Consider the following 18,653-nt stretch of genomic DNA (forward strand, 5'->3'; position numbering starts at 1 on the left):
ATACCGGAAATTTCAATAATGTATCCGGCCGAACATTCACGTATCATAATGTCTCCTTTGCGGGATCAGGAAATATAAATGGAGCTAATGTTGTCAATAACATCACACTAAGCCCCGGCAGAACATATACGTTTGAAGCAGGTAAGACACAGACGATAAATGGAACTCTGAGTGCTGTGGGTAACAGTGGAAACCTAATATATTTCCGTTCTTCTGCAGCCAGCGTCTACACCCTTTCAAAGTCTTCAGCATGTGTGATATGTAATTACGTAGATCTTCAGTATTGCACAGCAACAGGCGGCGCAAGCTGGTATGCCGCAAACAGCACAAACAGCGGCAGCAATACAAACTGGACATGGGGAACACAACCCGGTGGTACAGGTGTTGCGGGCGTAAGTATAGCCGCCAATCCTAACGGCACCCTTTGCCCGGGCACTTTTATTACTTATACGGCAAGCCCGGCAAACGGTGGCTCCTCGCCTACCTATCAGTGGAAACGAAACGGCTCAAGTACAGGTACTAACAGCACAATGTTTGTATGTGCCGCAACCAATAACGACAATATCAGCTGCATCATGACTTCAAGCGATCAGTGCGTTACCAGCAGCCCTGCTTCATCAAACACAATTAATGTTTCGGCCATAGTCGGTAATCCGCCTGTAAGTGTAAGTATTACATCAAATTACTCAACCACCATTTGCCCGAATCAAAGCGTACTATTCACGGCAACAGGTGCTAATGGCGGAAGTACACCGACCTACCAGTGGCAGATAAACAACATCAACGTTGGAACAAGTGCCTCAACATTCTCTTATGATAACTGGACAGACGGCGACCAGATAAAGTGCATATTTAGTTCATGCCTTGGCAGTTGCGTGACAGGCAATCCTGCGACCTCCAATGTTATTACTATGAGCGTTTCAGGTGGTCTGGGTGTTGCAGTTAGCATTGCAGCAAACCCCGGTACCACGGTTGGTGCAGGAACAGTCGTGCTCTTCACAGCAACCCCCACGAATGAAGGAAGCAGCCCGGTTTATCAATGGAAAGTGAACAATGTAGTTGTTGGTTCAAATGCCCCGACCTATTCGTATATCCCGTTGAACGGGGATTATATAACATGCAAATTAACGTCCAATCTTACAGGAAGTTGCGTTACAAACAATCCCGCCACATCAAATACATTGACGATGACAGTGAGCGGGACCTTTACCTACTACTGGATTGGTGCTCAGGGAAGTACAACCAACTGGAGCGATGGCAATAACTGGTCGCTGAGCAGCAACGGAACCGCGGTTGGCTCCGTACCCACCTCCACCAACCCGGTACGCTTCGATGCCAACTCATTCTCTGCCAGCAAGAAAACAGTGAATATAGACGCTTCAACGGCTACCTGCGCAAGCATGGACTGGACTGGTGCAACCAACAATCCGTCTGTTACGGGTCCAACATCAAATATTCTTGAAGTTTATGGTTCTATGAATCTTGTCTCAGCCATGAACTGGAGTTTCAACGGCAAGGTGTATTTTAAATCAACCGCTACAGGAAATACCATTACTTCCGCAGGTAAACAATTCAGGAACTATTTGTATTTCAATGGTATAGGCGGTGAATGGACACTTCAGGACGCCCTGGCAGGTGATTCAACACTTTATCTTTACAATGGCTCATTAATAACAAATAATCAGGCTGTTACAGCATATAGCTTCAATTCCTCACTTTCCAATGCACGTATTCTGGATCTTGGTTCTTCAGTTTTCACAGTCACTGGTGCAAAAACCTTCAATGTCAATTTTACGAATATGACATTCAATCCGGGCACGTCAACGATACGATTTAATGATAATTCGGGCGGAACAGCCGGAATATCATCAGCTTCAGCACCTTCGAATGTTAACTTCTACAATGTGGAATTTACCGGAGCAGCCGAAACCGGCACAATCAATAACGCTACTGCCAGCCAGTTCATTTTCAATAATGTAAACTTTACAGGAAACGGCACATTGAATGGTGATAATACCTATAATGACACACTGTCATTTGTACCGGGAAAAACGTACACATTACAAAGTACTAAAACACAAACCATTGGCACGGGCGGGACATTATCGGCCGATGGCACCTGTTCAAACTACCTCACCATCAATGCATCAGGTGGAACGCAGGCAAAATTCAGCAAGGTCTCAGGAACAGTCAGCATATCCTATGCAAATCTGGCAAACAATGACGCCAGCGGTGGTGCCACCTTTAATGCCACTGCAAATCAGTCAGGCACAATCAGTGGATGGAATGTAACGCCCTTACCAACTGCACTTTACTGGTATGGTGGTACAGGTAACTGGAACAATCCGGCACACTGGTCGGTGATAAGCGGAAGTTACAGCAACCCCGGCAACTGCCTGCCGACAGCGGCATTTGATGTGTATTTTGATGCGAACTCAGGATTTACAGGCGGAAATAATACGGTAACCGTAAATGTATCAGATGCTTACTGTAAGAGCATGAACTGGAGCGGTGCACCAGCCAGTCCGGTTTTTGCAACTACCTCATCTTCAAATAAATTACATGTTGGCGGTTCCCTTACGCTGAACAATACAATGACCAATAACTTTACCGGAGCGGTTTACTTTGAAGCGACCACAGCAGGTAAAACGATTGACGCGGCAAGTATTGCCTTTGCAGGAGATGTGTATTTTGGAACGACCGCCGGTGGCGAATGGACCTTACAGGATTCACTGAGTCTGAAAACCAAAACGTTATATCATCAGTACGGCACACTTTATACGAATGGTAAAAAGGTGAGCTGCAATGTGTTTAATGAAAGCAATGCCAACACCCGCACACTTGACCTTGGCAGTTCACTCGTAGTGATTAATTATACAGGCCTGCAGGGAATGATTGTTAACTGTACCGGACTTACGTTGAACTCAGGGACTTCTAATATCAGATTTACAGCTAATTCAGGAAGTTGCGGCATGTATTTTACAAACGGCACGCCGGTATTCAACAACATTGAATTCACCGGAAGCAATGCCACCGGTTATATTGAGAATATGCATGCCACCAATCAGGGCACTTTCAATAATGTCACCTTCGCGGGAAGTTCTAACATCAAGGGTAACAACATCTTCAATGGAAATCTGACTATTGCCGGAAACAAAACGGCTACTTTCCAGAGTGCTAAAACACAAACATTTGGTGCATCAGGAACCATAGTTTCTACAGGCGCATGCGGAACTCCGGCGCTCATTGTTGCATCAACACCGCTCTCACCGGCCATTTTCAATAAAGCAAGCGCGATGAGTGTTGACTGGGTAACCATCAGCGATAATACAGCAACAGGCGGTACACCATTCATTGCCAATTTCTCAAGTCCGGGCACCGGAACACAAATCGGATGGAGTATAAATGCTGTTCCATCAACACTTTACTGGATAGTTGACGGTGGTGACTGGAATGATCCGGCACATTGGTCGTTCACCTCGGGCGGAAGCCCGACCGCAGGTGGTTGCGTGCCTACTTCAACCAATCTAGTAAATGTAGTATTTGACGATAACAGTTTCATGCTGCCCGCTCAAACAGTAAACATCAATGTTGCAGACGCTTACTGCGCAGATATGACATGGACCGCGACCACAAATCCGCCAAAACTCGGTACGTCATCTTCATCTAATAACCTGCATATCAAAGGCTCAATGAGTTTCAACGCTCCGATGACACACAACTTTACCGGACCGGTACTTTTTGAAGCTACTGCCGTTGGCAAGACCATTGCCACTGCCGGAAAAGTATTTTCAAATACGATTACTTTCGGTACGGCCGCCGGAGGAGAATGGACCTTGCAGGATAGCCTTATTTCTACTGCTCAGATTAACCATCAGTATGGTATTCTGAACACGAACGGAGGCAATATCAGCGCCTCTTCATTCAATGAAAACTATGCGAATCCCAGAACTTTAAACTTGAGCAGTTCAATTATAACTTTAAGTGGAAGCGGTGCCTCTGCATTTAATATTAATGCCAATGGACTGACTCTGAATTCCGGGACATCGACAATTCAGTTTACAAATACCGGCAGTTCTTCACTTTCCTTTACAAATCACATAACAATCGCCTTTAACAACGTATTGTGGACAAGCTCCTCATCTACAGGCAGTATCAATAATCAGCATGCTACCAACTCAGGAACATTCAACAATGTCAGTTTTACAGGTTCAGGCGCCATAAACGGGAACAATACTATAAGCGGGAATCTCACTTTAAGTGCAGGTAAAAGTTACACCCTTCAATCAACTAGGACACAAACTTTTGGAAGTAGTGGCAATCTAGTTGCAAACGGCAGTTGCACGAACATTATCAGCATACTTCCAAGCACACCGGGAAGTGCAGCTATAATGGCCAAATCATCGGGCGGAAGCATCAGCGGACAGTTCCTGTTGCTGCAAGACAATACAGCAAACGGAACAGGTGGCGTTACCTTTACTGCCAGTAATTCAATTACTTCCGGAACAGTAACCGGCTGGACATTCACACCACAAGTAAATACGCTTTACTGGGTTGGCGGATCAGGCGACTGGAACGACCCTGCGCACTGGAGCATTTGCTCAGGTATTGTATCTAATCCCAGTAACTTATACCCCACATTCTCGAATAATGCAAGTGCCATTTTTGATGCGGCAAGCTTCAGCGGAAGCGGGCAATATGTAAGGATTAATGTTGCTGATGCGTATTGTAATAATATGGACTGGAGCGCGGTAACCTATACACCGGATTTCAGGACTACCCTTTCTACTAACAATTTGCATATCAGCGGTTCACTGGCGCTTGGCGTGATGACAAACAGCTTTAACGGAGCCATTTATTTTGATGCGACAGCTACCGGTAAAACGATAGATCCTGCCGGGGTTGCGTTTATTGGCGACCTTTACCTGGGCAACGCTGCGGGCGGTGGATGGACCTTGCAGAACGACCTGACGATGAGCAGTAATCTTATTCATCACCGTTACGGCTCATTCAATACAAACGGCAAGAGTCTGAATTGCAGCATGTTTGATGAGAATTACACCAACACCAGGAATCTGACACTCGGAAGTTCGACCATCACAATAAACGGCTCAGGAACAACGGCTTTCAATATCAATGCAAGCGGTTTAACACTCGATGCCGGTACTTCAAACATAATATTTTCAAATTCAGGGAGTTCGAGTCTGGCCATTGCCAGCCAATTATCCACACTGACATTCAACAATTTACAATGGGCAAATACTTCATCAACTGGAACTATCAACAACCAGCATGCAACAATCCAATGTGCCTTCACGAATGTGACCTTTGCCGGGAATGGCGCGATAAACGGCAACAACACCTTTAACGGTAACCTCAGCATGAGTGTGGGCAAGGCCTATACCTTTGAACAATCAAAGACACAGACCTTTGGCGCAACGGGCGATTTGCTGGCAACAGGAAACTGTACGAACCTGATTAACATTTTGTCATCAACAGGAACTCCGGCAGTATTCAGTAAACCCACCGGCAGCGGTATAAGCGTAAATTTTGTCAATCTGCAGAATAACACTGCAGCACCGGGAGGTGTAACGTTTACGGCAAACTCGTCTAATACCAACAATACAGCCAACTGGATAACAACAGGCTTACCGGCAACACTTTACTGGATAGGTGACGGTGGCAACTGGAGCGATCCGCTGCACTGGTCGCTGAGTAGCGGCGGGGTTCCGAATCCGGGCGGTTGTATTCCCACATCCGGAAATCCGGCAAATGTAATATTTGATGCAGCGAGTTTTACAACAGGAAGTCAGAACGTTATGATTGATGTTGCCGATGCCTATTGCACGGGTATGGACTGGACAAATGTTTCAAACAATCCTGCGCTGGACGAAACGTCCACTTCTAACAACCTGCATATCAAAGGCTCTCTGACATTTTCTGTCGGAATGGTCAACGGATTCGGCGGAAGCATAGTGTTTGAAGCTGTAACTACAGGAAAAACAATCACTTCAGCAGGACAAACCTATTCCGGCGCCATTACTTTTGGCTCAGCAGCCGGTGGCGAATGGACATTGCAGGACGACTTGAGCTGCAGCACCCAGTTAAACCATGCATATGGTACGCTGATTACGAACGGTAAGAACGTAAGCTGCACAGCTTTCAATGAAAATGTAACCAATACCAGAACACTCACATTGGGCAGTTCTGTTATGACCGTGACGGGTGCAGGGGCAACAGCTTTCAATATTAATGCTACCGGGCTAACGCTGAATTCAGGAACATCAACCATAAGATTCAGCAATTCAGGCAGTTCATCACTTGCATTTACCTCAACACTCACTTTCGGAAATATTGAATGGACGAGCAATACTTCCACAGGAACCATTAATAATCAGCATGTTACCAACAAAGGAACCTTCACCAATGTGAGTTTTGCAGGAAGCGGTGTAATTAACGGTAACAATCAGTTTGATGGTACACTAAGTCTGACAGCAGGCAAGAGCTATACCCTGCCATCGGCTAAAACCCAGACCTTCGGGGCAAGCGGAACTATTGCAGCAAACGGTACATGTACCAACCTGATTTCGATAATTCCGTCAACCGGCGGCTCAGCAGCACTGTTGAGCAAGGTATATGGCAGTATCACAGTTGATTACGTGAGTTTGCAGGACAACACCGCCGGTGGTGGGGCAACATTTACTGCAACTAACTCACTGACATCGGGCACGGTCAGCGGATGGAACTTCTCACCGGCAGCCAATACTTTTTACTGGATCGGCAACAACGGCAACTGGAATAACCCGTTGAACTGGTCGCTTTGCTCCGGCGGAGGACCGAATCCGGGCAACACTTATCCGAACTCTACAAACTGGGCAAGCGTTGTTTTTGATGCAGCTAGTTTTAACGGCACAAGCCAAAGCATGACTATTAATGTTGCCGATGCTTATTGTACCGATATGGACTGGACGAATGCATCAAACAGCCCGGTGCTTGCGACAACTGCAGGAACCAATAAACTTCATATTAAAGGTTCTCTGAAACTTTGCTCAGCCATGACCAATAACTTCGGCGGCAGCATTTACTTTGAAGCAACTACGACAGGTAAAACCATCACCACGGCAGGAACTCCGTTCAAAGGAAATCTGTATTTCGGCGCGGCGGCCGGTGGTGGATGGACACTGCAGGACGATCTGTCGATGACATGGTACAGTATCTATCTTCAATATGGCAGCTTAACCACTAATAACAAGAATGTTGACTGCAATATTTTTGATTGCCTTTCAACTGCTAATGTCAGAAGCCTGATACTTGGAACAAGTACTCTCACAATTAATAACATGGGCACGCAGGGATTGAAGATGAACTGTACCAACCTGACTTTCAGCGGAGCCAGTTCAACAATACGATTTACCAATGGTGGTAACTGTGGGTTGTACAGTACAAACGGCTCGCCGGTATTTAATGATATTATTTTCACGAATGCCGCAAGCAACGCTTACATAGAAAATGTTGACCCGACGAATCAGTGTACCTTCAACAATGTAACCATTCCCAATATTTCGTTTATAAAAGGAAATAACACCTGGAACGGGAATTTATCCTTGCCGGCAGGAAAAACAGCGCAATTTGAATACAATAAAACCCAAACTTTCGGCGCATCGGGAACACTGGTATCTAATGGTTTATGTAATTATTACACCGTGATACGCTCTACATCAACACCTAGTACAGCCACCTTTGTAAAGGCAGGTGGAATGACAGTGCAAAGTTTTGATATAAAGGATATTATAGTTCCTGCTACAAACTTTACTGCGAATAATTCTGCAAATAGCGGAAATACCGGCGGCTGGACCTTCCCGGCACCTACCAATGTAAATCAGAATCTATACTGGGTTGGAGGACAGGGCAACTGGTACAATGTGAACAACTGGTCGTACGTTAGCGGTGGTGCCGGTGGTGCCTGTGTGCCCGGCCCAACGGACAATGTATATTTTGATGCCGGATCACACTTCACTGCGACCTTGCGTACTGTTACTGTTGATATTCCGGATGCACGATGCAAGAATATGGACTGGACCGGTGCTGCCTTCACTCCCATTTTCCAGGCAGGAAGCACATCAAACAACCTGCACATTTATGGTTCGCTGACGATGAATGCCTCGATGAGCTGGAGCTACAGTGCACCGGTGTATTTTGAATCGACAGCAACAGGCAATACCATTGACTGCAAGAACAACAACTTTGTTTATACCGTTTTCTTCACCGGTAACGGTGGTGGCTGGACGCTTGCAGACAAATTATATACAGGCAGTTACGACGTTTATCTGAATTACGGCAGCCTGAACACCAATGGCAAAACAGTAACCTGCAACCGTTTCTATTCGAACACCACCAATACCCGCTCGCTCACACTTGGAGGCTCAACTGTTTATGTAAATTACAGCAGCAATCAGGGATTTTATCTGGACTGCACCAACCTTGCTTTTAACGCAGGAACTTCAAAAATAAGTTTCAGCTACAGCGGAACCTGCGGATTGTATTTCAAGAATGCCGCGGCAGACGTCACTTTCTACAATGTTGAATATACCAATGCCGGCAGCAACGGATACATTGAGAATGTGAATGCCACGTATAAAGGCATTTTCAACAATGTGACCTTTGCGGGAGGCGGTTATATCTATGGAAACAATACTTATAACGGCACAATGACGATGACTCCTGCCAAGACTTACAAATTTGAGCAGCTCAAAGCACAGTTTTTCCCGGGTATTCTGAGTGCTAACGGCGTCAGCATCGCAAACAGGATTACAATTACATCAATAAACGGCTCACAGCAGGCAACCTTTGACAAGGCAAATGGCTGTATGATACTTGATTACATAAATCTAAGTTATAATATTGCCTCAGGGACCAATTTATTTGGTGGCTCAAACTCAGTTTATAGTAATACTACCAACTGGAACCAATATTCGCCACCGGGAGGAGTTTTACCGGCAAGCGTTACCATCACTTCGAGTGAACCGGGCGCGATTTGCAGCAACACAAGTGTAACATTTTTAGCAACGCCGGTAAACGGCGGAACCAGCCCGACCTACTTGTGGAAGATCAACGGAGTTGCTCAGGCAGGCAGTACATCTACATTCGTGTATGCCGGCCCGTGGGCGAATGGTGATATTGTAACTGCGACACTAACATCGAGTAATCCGTGCGCGACTACCAATCCATACACTTCGAACAGCATTACCATGAATGTTTCCCTTTCATTAACTGTTGGTGCTGTTATAACTTCTACGCTCAACACCGTTATTTGCCCGACAAGCAGCGTAACCTTTACCGCAGCGGTAACAAATGGCGGAACGGGTGTTGCCTATCAGTGGAAAAAGAACGGGGTAAATGTTGGAACGAGCAATTCAACATACACATTTGCCGGAACCTGGAATGATGGGGATTATATCAATTGTGAAATTAACTCGAGTCTTGGCGGATGTCTTGCCTTAAATCCTGTCACCTCCAATACCATAACAATGAGTGTTTCGCCAAGCATCCCGGTAAGTGTAAATATTGCAGTAAGCCCTGATACAAATATAGTTGCGGGTACAATTGTGACATTTACCGCCACTCCCACCAATGGCGGCACCAACCCATCGTACCAGTGGAAAATAAACGGAGCAAACCAAGGTAGCAATCAGCCAACCTTTGTTTGGATTTACTTCAATGACGGAGATAAGGTAACGTGCGATATCGTGTCCAATTTAGGAAGTTGTGTGACTTATAATGCGGGTACCACCTCTGTTTCAAATATTTTAAGGATGCACCCAACCGGACAGTACACCTATTACTGGGTAAACGGTACCGGAAGCTGGACAGATCCGACGCACCTGCACTGGGCACTCAGCAGCGGCGGCACACCTTACAATATGGTACCTGTGGCCGGGAATGATGTAAGGTTTGATATTAATTCATTTACCGGTGCCGGTCAGACTGTGACCATGGATAACAATGCGGCATGCAAGAGCATGGATTGGACCGGCGCTAAGTTCAATCCAACCTTACAGTGTGTGCCGGCAAATAATAATCTGGAAATTTATGGATCGCTTACGCTGATACCGGCCATGAATTTTAGTTTTTCGGGATACGTGTACTTTAAATCAACAAGTACCGGGAATACAATTACTTCTGCAGGGAAATCGTTCTCGAGAGATGTATATTTTAACGGTGCGGGAGGTGGCTGGACACTTCAGGATAACTTAACTATTTCAAACTCCTATTCCTTGTCACTAAACGCGGGAACACTGAATTCAAACAATATGACCATTAACTGCGGATACCTGTATTCTCAGCCATGTCCGGCGACCGCACGCACGCTCACACTGGGTTCATCGACTGTAAATATTTACTATAGCATGAACTTCTACAACGAACTGTTTACATTTAACAGCGGAACTTCAACGATTAAACTTACCAATAGCGGGGCTTCGTTATCCGGCTCCAGTTGTACCGGGGTTTACAGAAAGTTTGATTTCAATAATGTTGAATTCACGAATAGTGCGGGTACGGCCAGTATAAGTTATGATCAAAGCTACGGGCGATTTCTATTTAATAATATGACCTTCACTTCCCATGCGAACATTAATGGTAATAATAAATTTACAAACTTAAATTTAGCATCGGGGAAAACCTATACGTTTGAAGCCTCCAGAAAAGACACCATCACGGGTATATTGACGGCAAACGGAGGGTGCGGCAATAACATCGTCATCAAATCCAATTCAACAGGCACTCAGTTTACCCTTACCAAAGATGGCGGAACAATTGATGTAAATTATGTATCACTCCAGGATTCTAAAACAGCCGGAACGGCAACCTTTAATGCTAATAGCTCCACTGTTATTTCTAATGTCAGCGGGTGGAATATAACTCTGCCACCGGGAACCAACGCGGATTATTATTGGTTTGGAGGGAGCGGAAACTGGAGTGATGCTTCACACTGGTCGCTTGACGCAGTTCCACCAAGGACAGCAAACCCGGCAGGATGTATTCCAGGATCGACTAACAATGTGTTCTTTGATGCAAGTTCAGATTTATCTGCCGGTTATACCGTTACTATGGACGTAAGCACTGCGGCCTGTAAAAATATGGATTGGACAGGGGCGGAATTTAACCCAACGTTCCAGTGTGTACCTGCTAATAATAATCTTGAGATTTACGGATCGCTGACCTTGATACCAGCCATGAATTTTAGTTTTTCGGGCTATGTGTATTTCAAATCAAGCAATACCGGGAATACCATTACTTCAGCAGGGAAATCATTCTCAAGAGATGTTTATTTGAATGGTGCGGGAGGCGGATGGACCCTTCAGGATAACTTAACTATTTCAAACTCCTATTCCTTGTCACTAAACGCGGGAACACTGAATTCAAACACTATGACGATTAACTGCGGGTATCTGTATTCTCAGCCATGTCCGGCAACGGCCCGCACACTGAATCTGGGTTCATCGACTGTAAGTATTTACTATAGCATGAACTTCTATAATGAACTGTTTACATTTAACAGCGGAACATCAACGATTAAACTTACGAATAGCGGGGCTTCACTTTCGGGATCCAGTTGCACCGGGGTTTACAGAAAGATTGATTTCAACAATGTTGAATTCACGAGTATTGCGGGTACGGCCAGCATAAGCTATGATCAAAGCTACGGGCGCTTTTCATTTAATAATGTGACATTCCCCTCCCACGCAAACATTAACGGTAATAACAAATTTGTAAATCTCAACTTAGCATCCGGGAAAACCTATACGTTTGAAGCCTCCAGAAAAGACACCATTACGGGCATACTGACGGCAAACGGAACCTGCGGTAATAATATCGTCATTAAATCCAATTCACCCGGCACTCAGTTTACCCTCACGAAAAATGGGGGCACCATTGATGTAAATTATGTATCACTCCAGGATTCTAAAACAGCCGGAACGGCAACCTTCAATGCAAATAGTTCTATTGCCCTTTCTAATGTATCCGGATGGAATATTACATCATCGTCCGGTACAAATGCAGATTTCTTCTGGATTGGAGGAAACGGGTCATGGAGCGATCCAACGCATTGGAGCACCGTGAGTGGCAACTCTGCTTTTTCAAGTGGTTGTATACCGGGATCGGGCAACAATGTTTTCTTCGATGCCAATTCAGATAATTCAGCCGGCTATACCGTTACGATGGACGTTCCGACCGGTGCCTGTAATAATATGAATTGGACAGGTGCGGAATATAACCCAACGTTCCAGTGCGTGCCGGCGAATAATAATCTTGAGATTTATGGATCGCTGACCTTGATACCTGCCATGAATTTTAGTTTTTCGGGCTACGTGTACTTCAAATCAAGCAATACGGGTAATACGATTACCTCGGCAGGTAAAACTTTCTCGCGAGATATTTATTTTAACGGTGCGGGAGGTGGCTGGACACTTCAGGATAATTTAACTATATCAAACTCCTATTCCTTGTCGCTTAACTCCGGAACACTGAATTCAAACAATATGATTATTAACTGCGGATACCTTTATTCTCAGCCATGTCCGGCAACCGCACGCGTACTGAATCTGGGTTCATCGACTGTAAATATTTACTATAGCATGAACTTCTACAACGAACTGTTTACATTTAACAGTGGAACATCAACGATCAAACTTACCAATAGCGGGGCTTCGATATCCGGTTCAAGTTGTACCGGGGTTTACAGAAAAATCGATTTCAACAATATTGAATTCACAAATATTTCCGGTACTGCCAGCATTAGCTACGATCAAAGCTATGGACGGTTCTCATTTAATAATGTAAGTTTTTCATCTCATGCAAATATTAATGGCAACAACAAGTTCGTGAATCTGGTATTCAGTGCAGGAAAAACATACACGTTTGAGGCCGGAAGAAAAGACACAATCAACGGGACATGGACACTTCCGGGGGGAAGCGGAAACATTCTGGTACTTAAAACAAATTCTCCCGGTTTGCAAGTCACTATTTACAAACCGAGTCTCTGCGTTTTAGGCGACTGGATGAATATAACGGACATCAATGTAACCGGAGGCGCCCAGTATTATTGCGGGCCGCCGGCTCACAGCTCAATAGCTAACAGCCCCGGTTGGCATCTGGCAACAAGCAATTCATTGTGGCTGGGGTATTCGACAAACTGGAACGACCCTGCCAACTGGGATTTGAACGGTGCCATCCCTAATCTTGCAACTAAGGTAAAGCTTACTTCTTGTGCGTATAACCAACCGGTAATTACATCATCGGGGGCGTATTGCGACAGCCTATACATTGAAAACGGCGGAAGCCTAATATTGCAGGGATCAAATTCTCTGGATGTATATGGTAACTGGGGAATGCAAGCCGGTGGCATCTTTAATGCAAACAACGGAACCATTAATTTCAAAGGCAATACAATATTAGATGTGAATGCACCTATTCAGCTCCATGGCCTTACAATCGCCAGCGGCAATACGCTGACCATGGTTGGCACTGATGTACTTCGCGTAAACGGTGACTTTACTAATAACGGGACCTTCAATCCGGCTAGCGGAAAAGTTGCGTTCAACGGCAGTGGTCAGCAAACAATTAAAACAAGCGGAACCGTTTTCAATAAAATTGAATTCAACAACACACATTCCGGATGTGATGACCTGTTCCTTACCGATAACCTGACCTTCAGCGACAGCGCCAATTTTATTCATGGTGTTTTGAATTACAGTCCTACAACAGTGAGGTTTACCGTACCATCAGGTGGTAAATGCAACAGCGGAAATGCTGACAGCTACGTGAACGGTGAAGTAATTAAAGTTGGGAATACAGCATTCATTTTCCCGATTGGCAGCTGCTACTGGGCGCCGCTGGGAATCGATGCACCGGCAACGGCTTCAACTATTGCAGCAACCTACACTTCTGCCCCATCGCCCAACGGTTATTATTCCTGGGATATGTGTCCGGGCTCAGGACTTGACCACACCAGCGGGGTTGAATATTGGGATGTGACCACTAACAATGACCATCCACAACTCACGCTTTACTGGAAAGACGGCGCCCACAGCGGTGTAAACTCTATAGCTCAGACAGAGTTTGCTCATTATGAAGACTGCGGCGGTACAGACCACTGGGTGAAAAAAACCGGTTCAAAAGGCGGAACAGCAAGCAACGGTTGGGTAAAGAGTATCGGACTTACCTCGTATAGTCCTGTAACGTTGGGTTCAACAACAGGACCAAATACACTGCCCGTTACCATGTTGAACTTCGATGCTGTATGTTTGGGCAACAAAGTACAGCTTAACTGGCAAACAGCATCGGAGACCAACAGCGACTACTTCCTTGTTGAATCAAGTACCGATATGACAACCTGGAAAACTGAAGGGAAAGTAAGTGCTGCAGGCAATTCGAGCGAACTCAGAAATTACAGTTTCACCATTAATCAGCCCAATAAAGGAGATAATTATATCAGAATTAGGCAATTTGACTTTAACGGATTGAGCTATAAATATGGTCCGGTTGGAACAAATTGTGCAGGTGCTGAAGCCAAAGTGGAAATTTTCCCGAACCCGTTTGATGAGCAATTGAATATTCATTGTGCCGGTTATGCGGGAAAGGATGTGAAGATTGTGATACGGGATATCGAAGGCAGAACTGTCTATTCAAAACAATACAACGCACTGCCTGATGAAAATATAATTCTAGATTTCAAATACCTCACCCCCGGTATGTATCATGTTGAATTTCTATCAGGTGACAAGACCGAGTATTTTAAGGTAGTGAAGAACTAAGAACTAAAAATTAAAAACCAAGAACTAAGAATTTAAACAACTAAAAATTAAATAATACGGCCGTGGCAGAGGAAAATGTTTTAAAGGCAAAGTCTTATGCTTTTGCATTAAGAGTGGTAAGAATGCATCAACACCTGAGTGATAAGAATCGAGAATTTGTACTCTCGGAGCAGGCATTACGAAGTGGAACCTCCATAGGCTCACTTATACGAGAGGCGGAATCTGCAGAATCTGATACAGACTTCATTCATAAGTTGAGTATTGCGTTGAAAGAAGCACATGAAACAGCCTATTGGCTGCTCTTATTAAAGGACACAAAGTATATAGATGCTAAAATCTACACTTCAATATCTAATGACTGTAATGAAATAATAAAAATTTTAGCTTCAAGTATAATCACATTAAAAAGTAAAAAGAGAAAAAATAAAGTTGCGCTCCTTTAGCGAATTTAAATTATTTTTAGTTCTTAGTTTTTAGTTTATAATTAACAAAATCCTATGAAAAAATCAATTGTATTACTCCTAAGCATGGCGATATTGTCATTCGCCGGACATCAACTGAAAGCTACTAATTACTATTGGGTGAACGGAGGCGGGAACTGGAGCGACCATCTTAACCACTGGGCTACGACTTCAGGAGGAACTACATTTCATGCGGTAGTACCCAGCCCGTTTGATAATGTTTATTTCGATGCAAACTCCGGATTTACATCAACGAATAGAACCGTTAATGTTGACCAGACCATTGAAACCTGCCTTGATATGGACTGGAGTAATGCTCCCGCAAGTCCCATTCTCAGTGGTCCGAGTACCAACACTTTGAAAATATATGGCAGCCTGAAATTTATTCCGGCGATGTCTCTGAGTTTTTTCGGCAGAATCTATTTTGAAGCAACGAGTACCGGAAACACAATTACTTCTGCCGGAAAAGTGTTCAATAACGATATCTACTTTCAAGGAGTCAACGGAGGCTGGACACTGGCGGATGCTATGAATACGGGCAGTTACTCTATTATTTTCTATTCCGGGATCTTCAACACCAATAATAACAGTGTCAATTGCTATAGTTTTTCATCTTCGCCACCGAGTACTGCCGCAAGAAGCATTCTTCTGGGAAGTTCTGTAGTTACCATGACATCTTCATCATCAAGTGCTTTTTATTTATGCAATGATAATCTGACTCTGAATGCAACCTCTTCCACCCTGCTTTTTACCGGATCGGGAGGTGGAATAAGTCTTTCAAGTAATTACGGAGTATTGGTGAATCTTAGTTTCAACAATGTAGAATTCACAAATTCAACAGGAACATCTCAGATTTATTATTCACCATCATACGGAATCGCGACTTTTAATGTTGTTACCTTCGTAGGCAGTGGCAGATTGCGCGGCAATTTCACATTCGATTCTCTTATGTTCAGTGCCGGTAAAATCTATGAGTTCGAGCCTAACAGAACCCAAACAATTCAAACGTTGTTATCAGCACCCGGAACATGCAATGCACCTATTACACTGCGTTCCACCACAGGCGGGCAGCAGTCATCTATCAGTAAAACAAGCGGGACAGTACTCGTTGATTATGGAATTTTGCGGGACATGATTGGTACCGGCGGTGCATCATTTATTGCGAATAATTCTACTGACCTTGGAAACAACAGTGGCTGGACAATCAACATGCCGACACCTCGCAATCTATACTGGGTGCCCTATTCAGGAAGCGGAACCGGCAACTGGGATGACAGCAACCACTGGTCATTGACCAGCGGCGGCACGGGTGGACAATGTATTCCAAGTGCTAATGATAATGTATTTTTCGATGGCGCATCGTTCACCGGAAACGGGCAAACATGCACCGTCAATATCAATGCGGCCTGCAAAGACATGACCTGGACGGGTGCAGGCACTTACAACCCAAATTTTGCCGGACCGAGTACGAATGTACTGAATATTTATGGCTCACTCACCTTTATCAGCGCTATGAACCTCAGCTTTTCCGGACGCGTATATTTTGAAGCAAATACAACGGGAAAGACTATTACATCGGCCAGTCAAATTTTCAAAAATGATGTGTATTTTGAAGGTGTGGGCGGTGGCTGGACATTGCTGGATGCTTTCAACACCGGCAGCTATTCTATAATTTATTATGTAGGGACTCTTAATACCAACAGCAGGACCGTAACCTGTTATAGCTTCTCATCATCGCCGCCCAGCACGGCACCCAGAGTATTGCTATTTGGAACCTCTTTGGTAACAATGACTTCATCGTCGTCAAGCGCATTCTATTTATGCAATGATAACCTTACGATGAACGCGACTTCTTCAACGCTGCGTTTCACAGGATCGGGCGGTGGCATCAGCCTATCAAGCAATTACGGTGTGTTAGTTAACCTCAATTTCAATAATGCTGAATTCACCAATGTTACGGGCACTTCACAGATATATTATTCTCCTTCTTACGGGATTGCAACTTTTAACGTTGCGACATTCAGCAGTAGTGGGCGGTTTCGCGGAAACTTCACCTTTGATTCTCTGATGTTTACTTCAGGAATGATTTATGAATTTGAACCAAACAGAACCCAGACGATTCAAACATTATTATCTGCTAATGGAACCTGTAACAGCCCTATTACCATGCGTTCTACAACAAGCGGCTCACAATCGACCATCAGCAAAACAACCGGAAGTATAACAATTAGTTATACTTCCTTACGCGATATGGTTGCAACCGGTGGAGCGTTATTTACCGCCAACAATTCCACAGATCTGGGCAATAATACCGGATGGATAATTAACTCACCGACACCAAGAAACCATTTTTGGGTTGGTGGTAACGGCAACTGGGATCAAACGGCACATTGGTCGCTAAGCAGCGGTGGCTCAGGCGGGCAGTGTATTCCAAATGCATATGATAATGTATTTTTTGACAATAATTCATTCTCCGGTTCAGGGCAGGCCTGCACGATTAATATCAACGCAGTATGCCGCGATATTGACTGGACGGGAGCTCAATATACACCCACCTTTTCAGGAAGCAGTACAAATATTTTAAGCATCTACGGTTCGCTTAAATTCATCAGTGCAATGAATTTAAGTTTTAGCGGCAGGGTATATTTTGAAGCCACCTCTACCGGAAAAACAATAACCACAGCCGGAAAAACCTTTAACAATGATGTCTATTTTCAGGGATATGGCGGGGGCTGGTCACTACTGGATGCAATGAACACAGGAAGTTATTCGGTTATATTCTACACCGGCTCATTGAATACAAACAACAATAATCTTAATTGTTACAGCTTTTCATCATCGCCCCCGAGCACAGCAGCACGCATAATCAACTTTGGCACATCAGTAATCACCATGACCTCGTCATCATCGAGTGCGTTCTATCTGTGTAATGATAACCTTACGTTTAATGCCACTTCATCCATAATGCGGTTTACCGGATCAGGAGGAGGCATCAGCCTTTCAAGCAATTATGGCGTTCTTGTTAACCTTGCTTTTAACAAAACTGAATTCAATAATACGACGGGAACCTCACAGATATATTACTCACCGTCGTACGGAATTGCAACTTTCAGCAAAGCAACATTTTTAGGTAATGGAAGACTGCGCGGAAACTTCACTTTTGATACACTTAAATTCTCGCCGGGAAAAACTTATGAAATTGAAGTTAACCGCACAGAAACTATCCTCAGCCAAATAGATGCCACCGGTGTGGGAGGTTTCCCGATAGATATACGTTCAACAACTGCAGGGCAGCAGGGCACTCTGTCGAAAGCCAGCGGATGTGTGGTGCTTGACTTTCTGCAGCTGCGCGATAATAATGCGACAGGTGGTGCAT

General features: G+C 44.6%; 3 protein-coding genes. All 3 read left to right on the forward strand.

Annotated elements, in window-relative coordinates; translation table 11 throughout:
* Positions 1-176 precede the first annotated feature (176 nt).
* The gene (locus WCM76_15205) at positions 177-14,816 is read left to right on the forward strand and encodes a T9SS type A sorting domain-containing protein (GenBank protein MEI6766977.1); all 14,640 of its coding nucleotides are present in this window, start codon (positions 177-179) and stop codon (positions 14,814-14,816) included.
* 62 nt (positions 14,817-14,878) lie between these two features.
* A complete protein-coding gene (locus WCM76_15210; GenBank protein ID MEI6766978.1) occupies positions 14,879-15,259 on the forward strand; it encodes a four helix bundle protein in 381 nt (126 codons plus the stop codon).
* Between the two features lie 54 nt (positions 15,260-15,313).
* Positions 15,314-18,653: hypothetical protein (locus tag WCM76_15215; protein MEI6766979.1), on the forward strand; the 3,340-nt coding region annotated here is incomplete at its 3' end.

It is taken from the genome of Bacteroidota bacterium (assembly GCA_037133915.1).
In the GTDB taxonomy this organism is placed as follows: Bacteria; Bacteroidota; Bacteroidia; order Bacteroidales; family CAIWKO01; genus JBAXND01.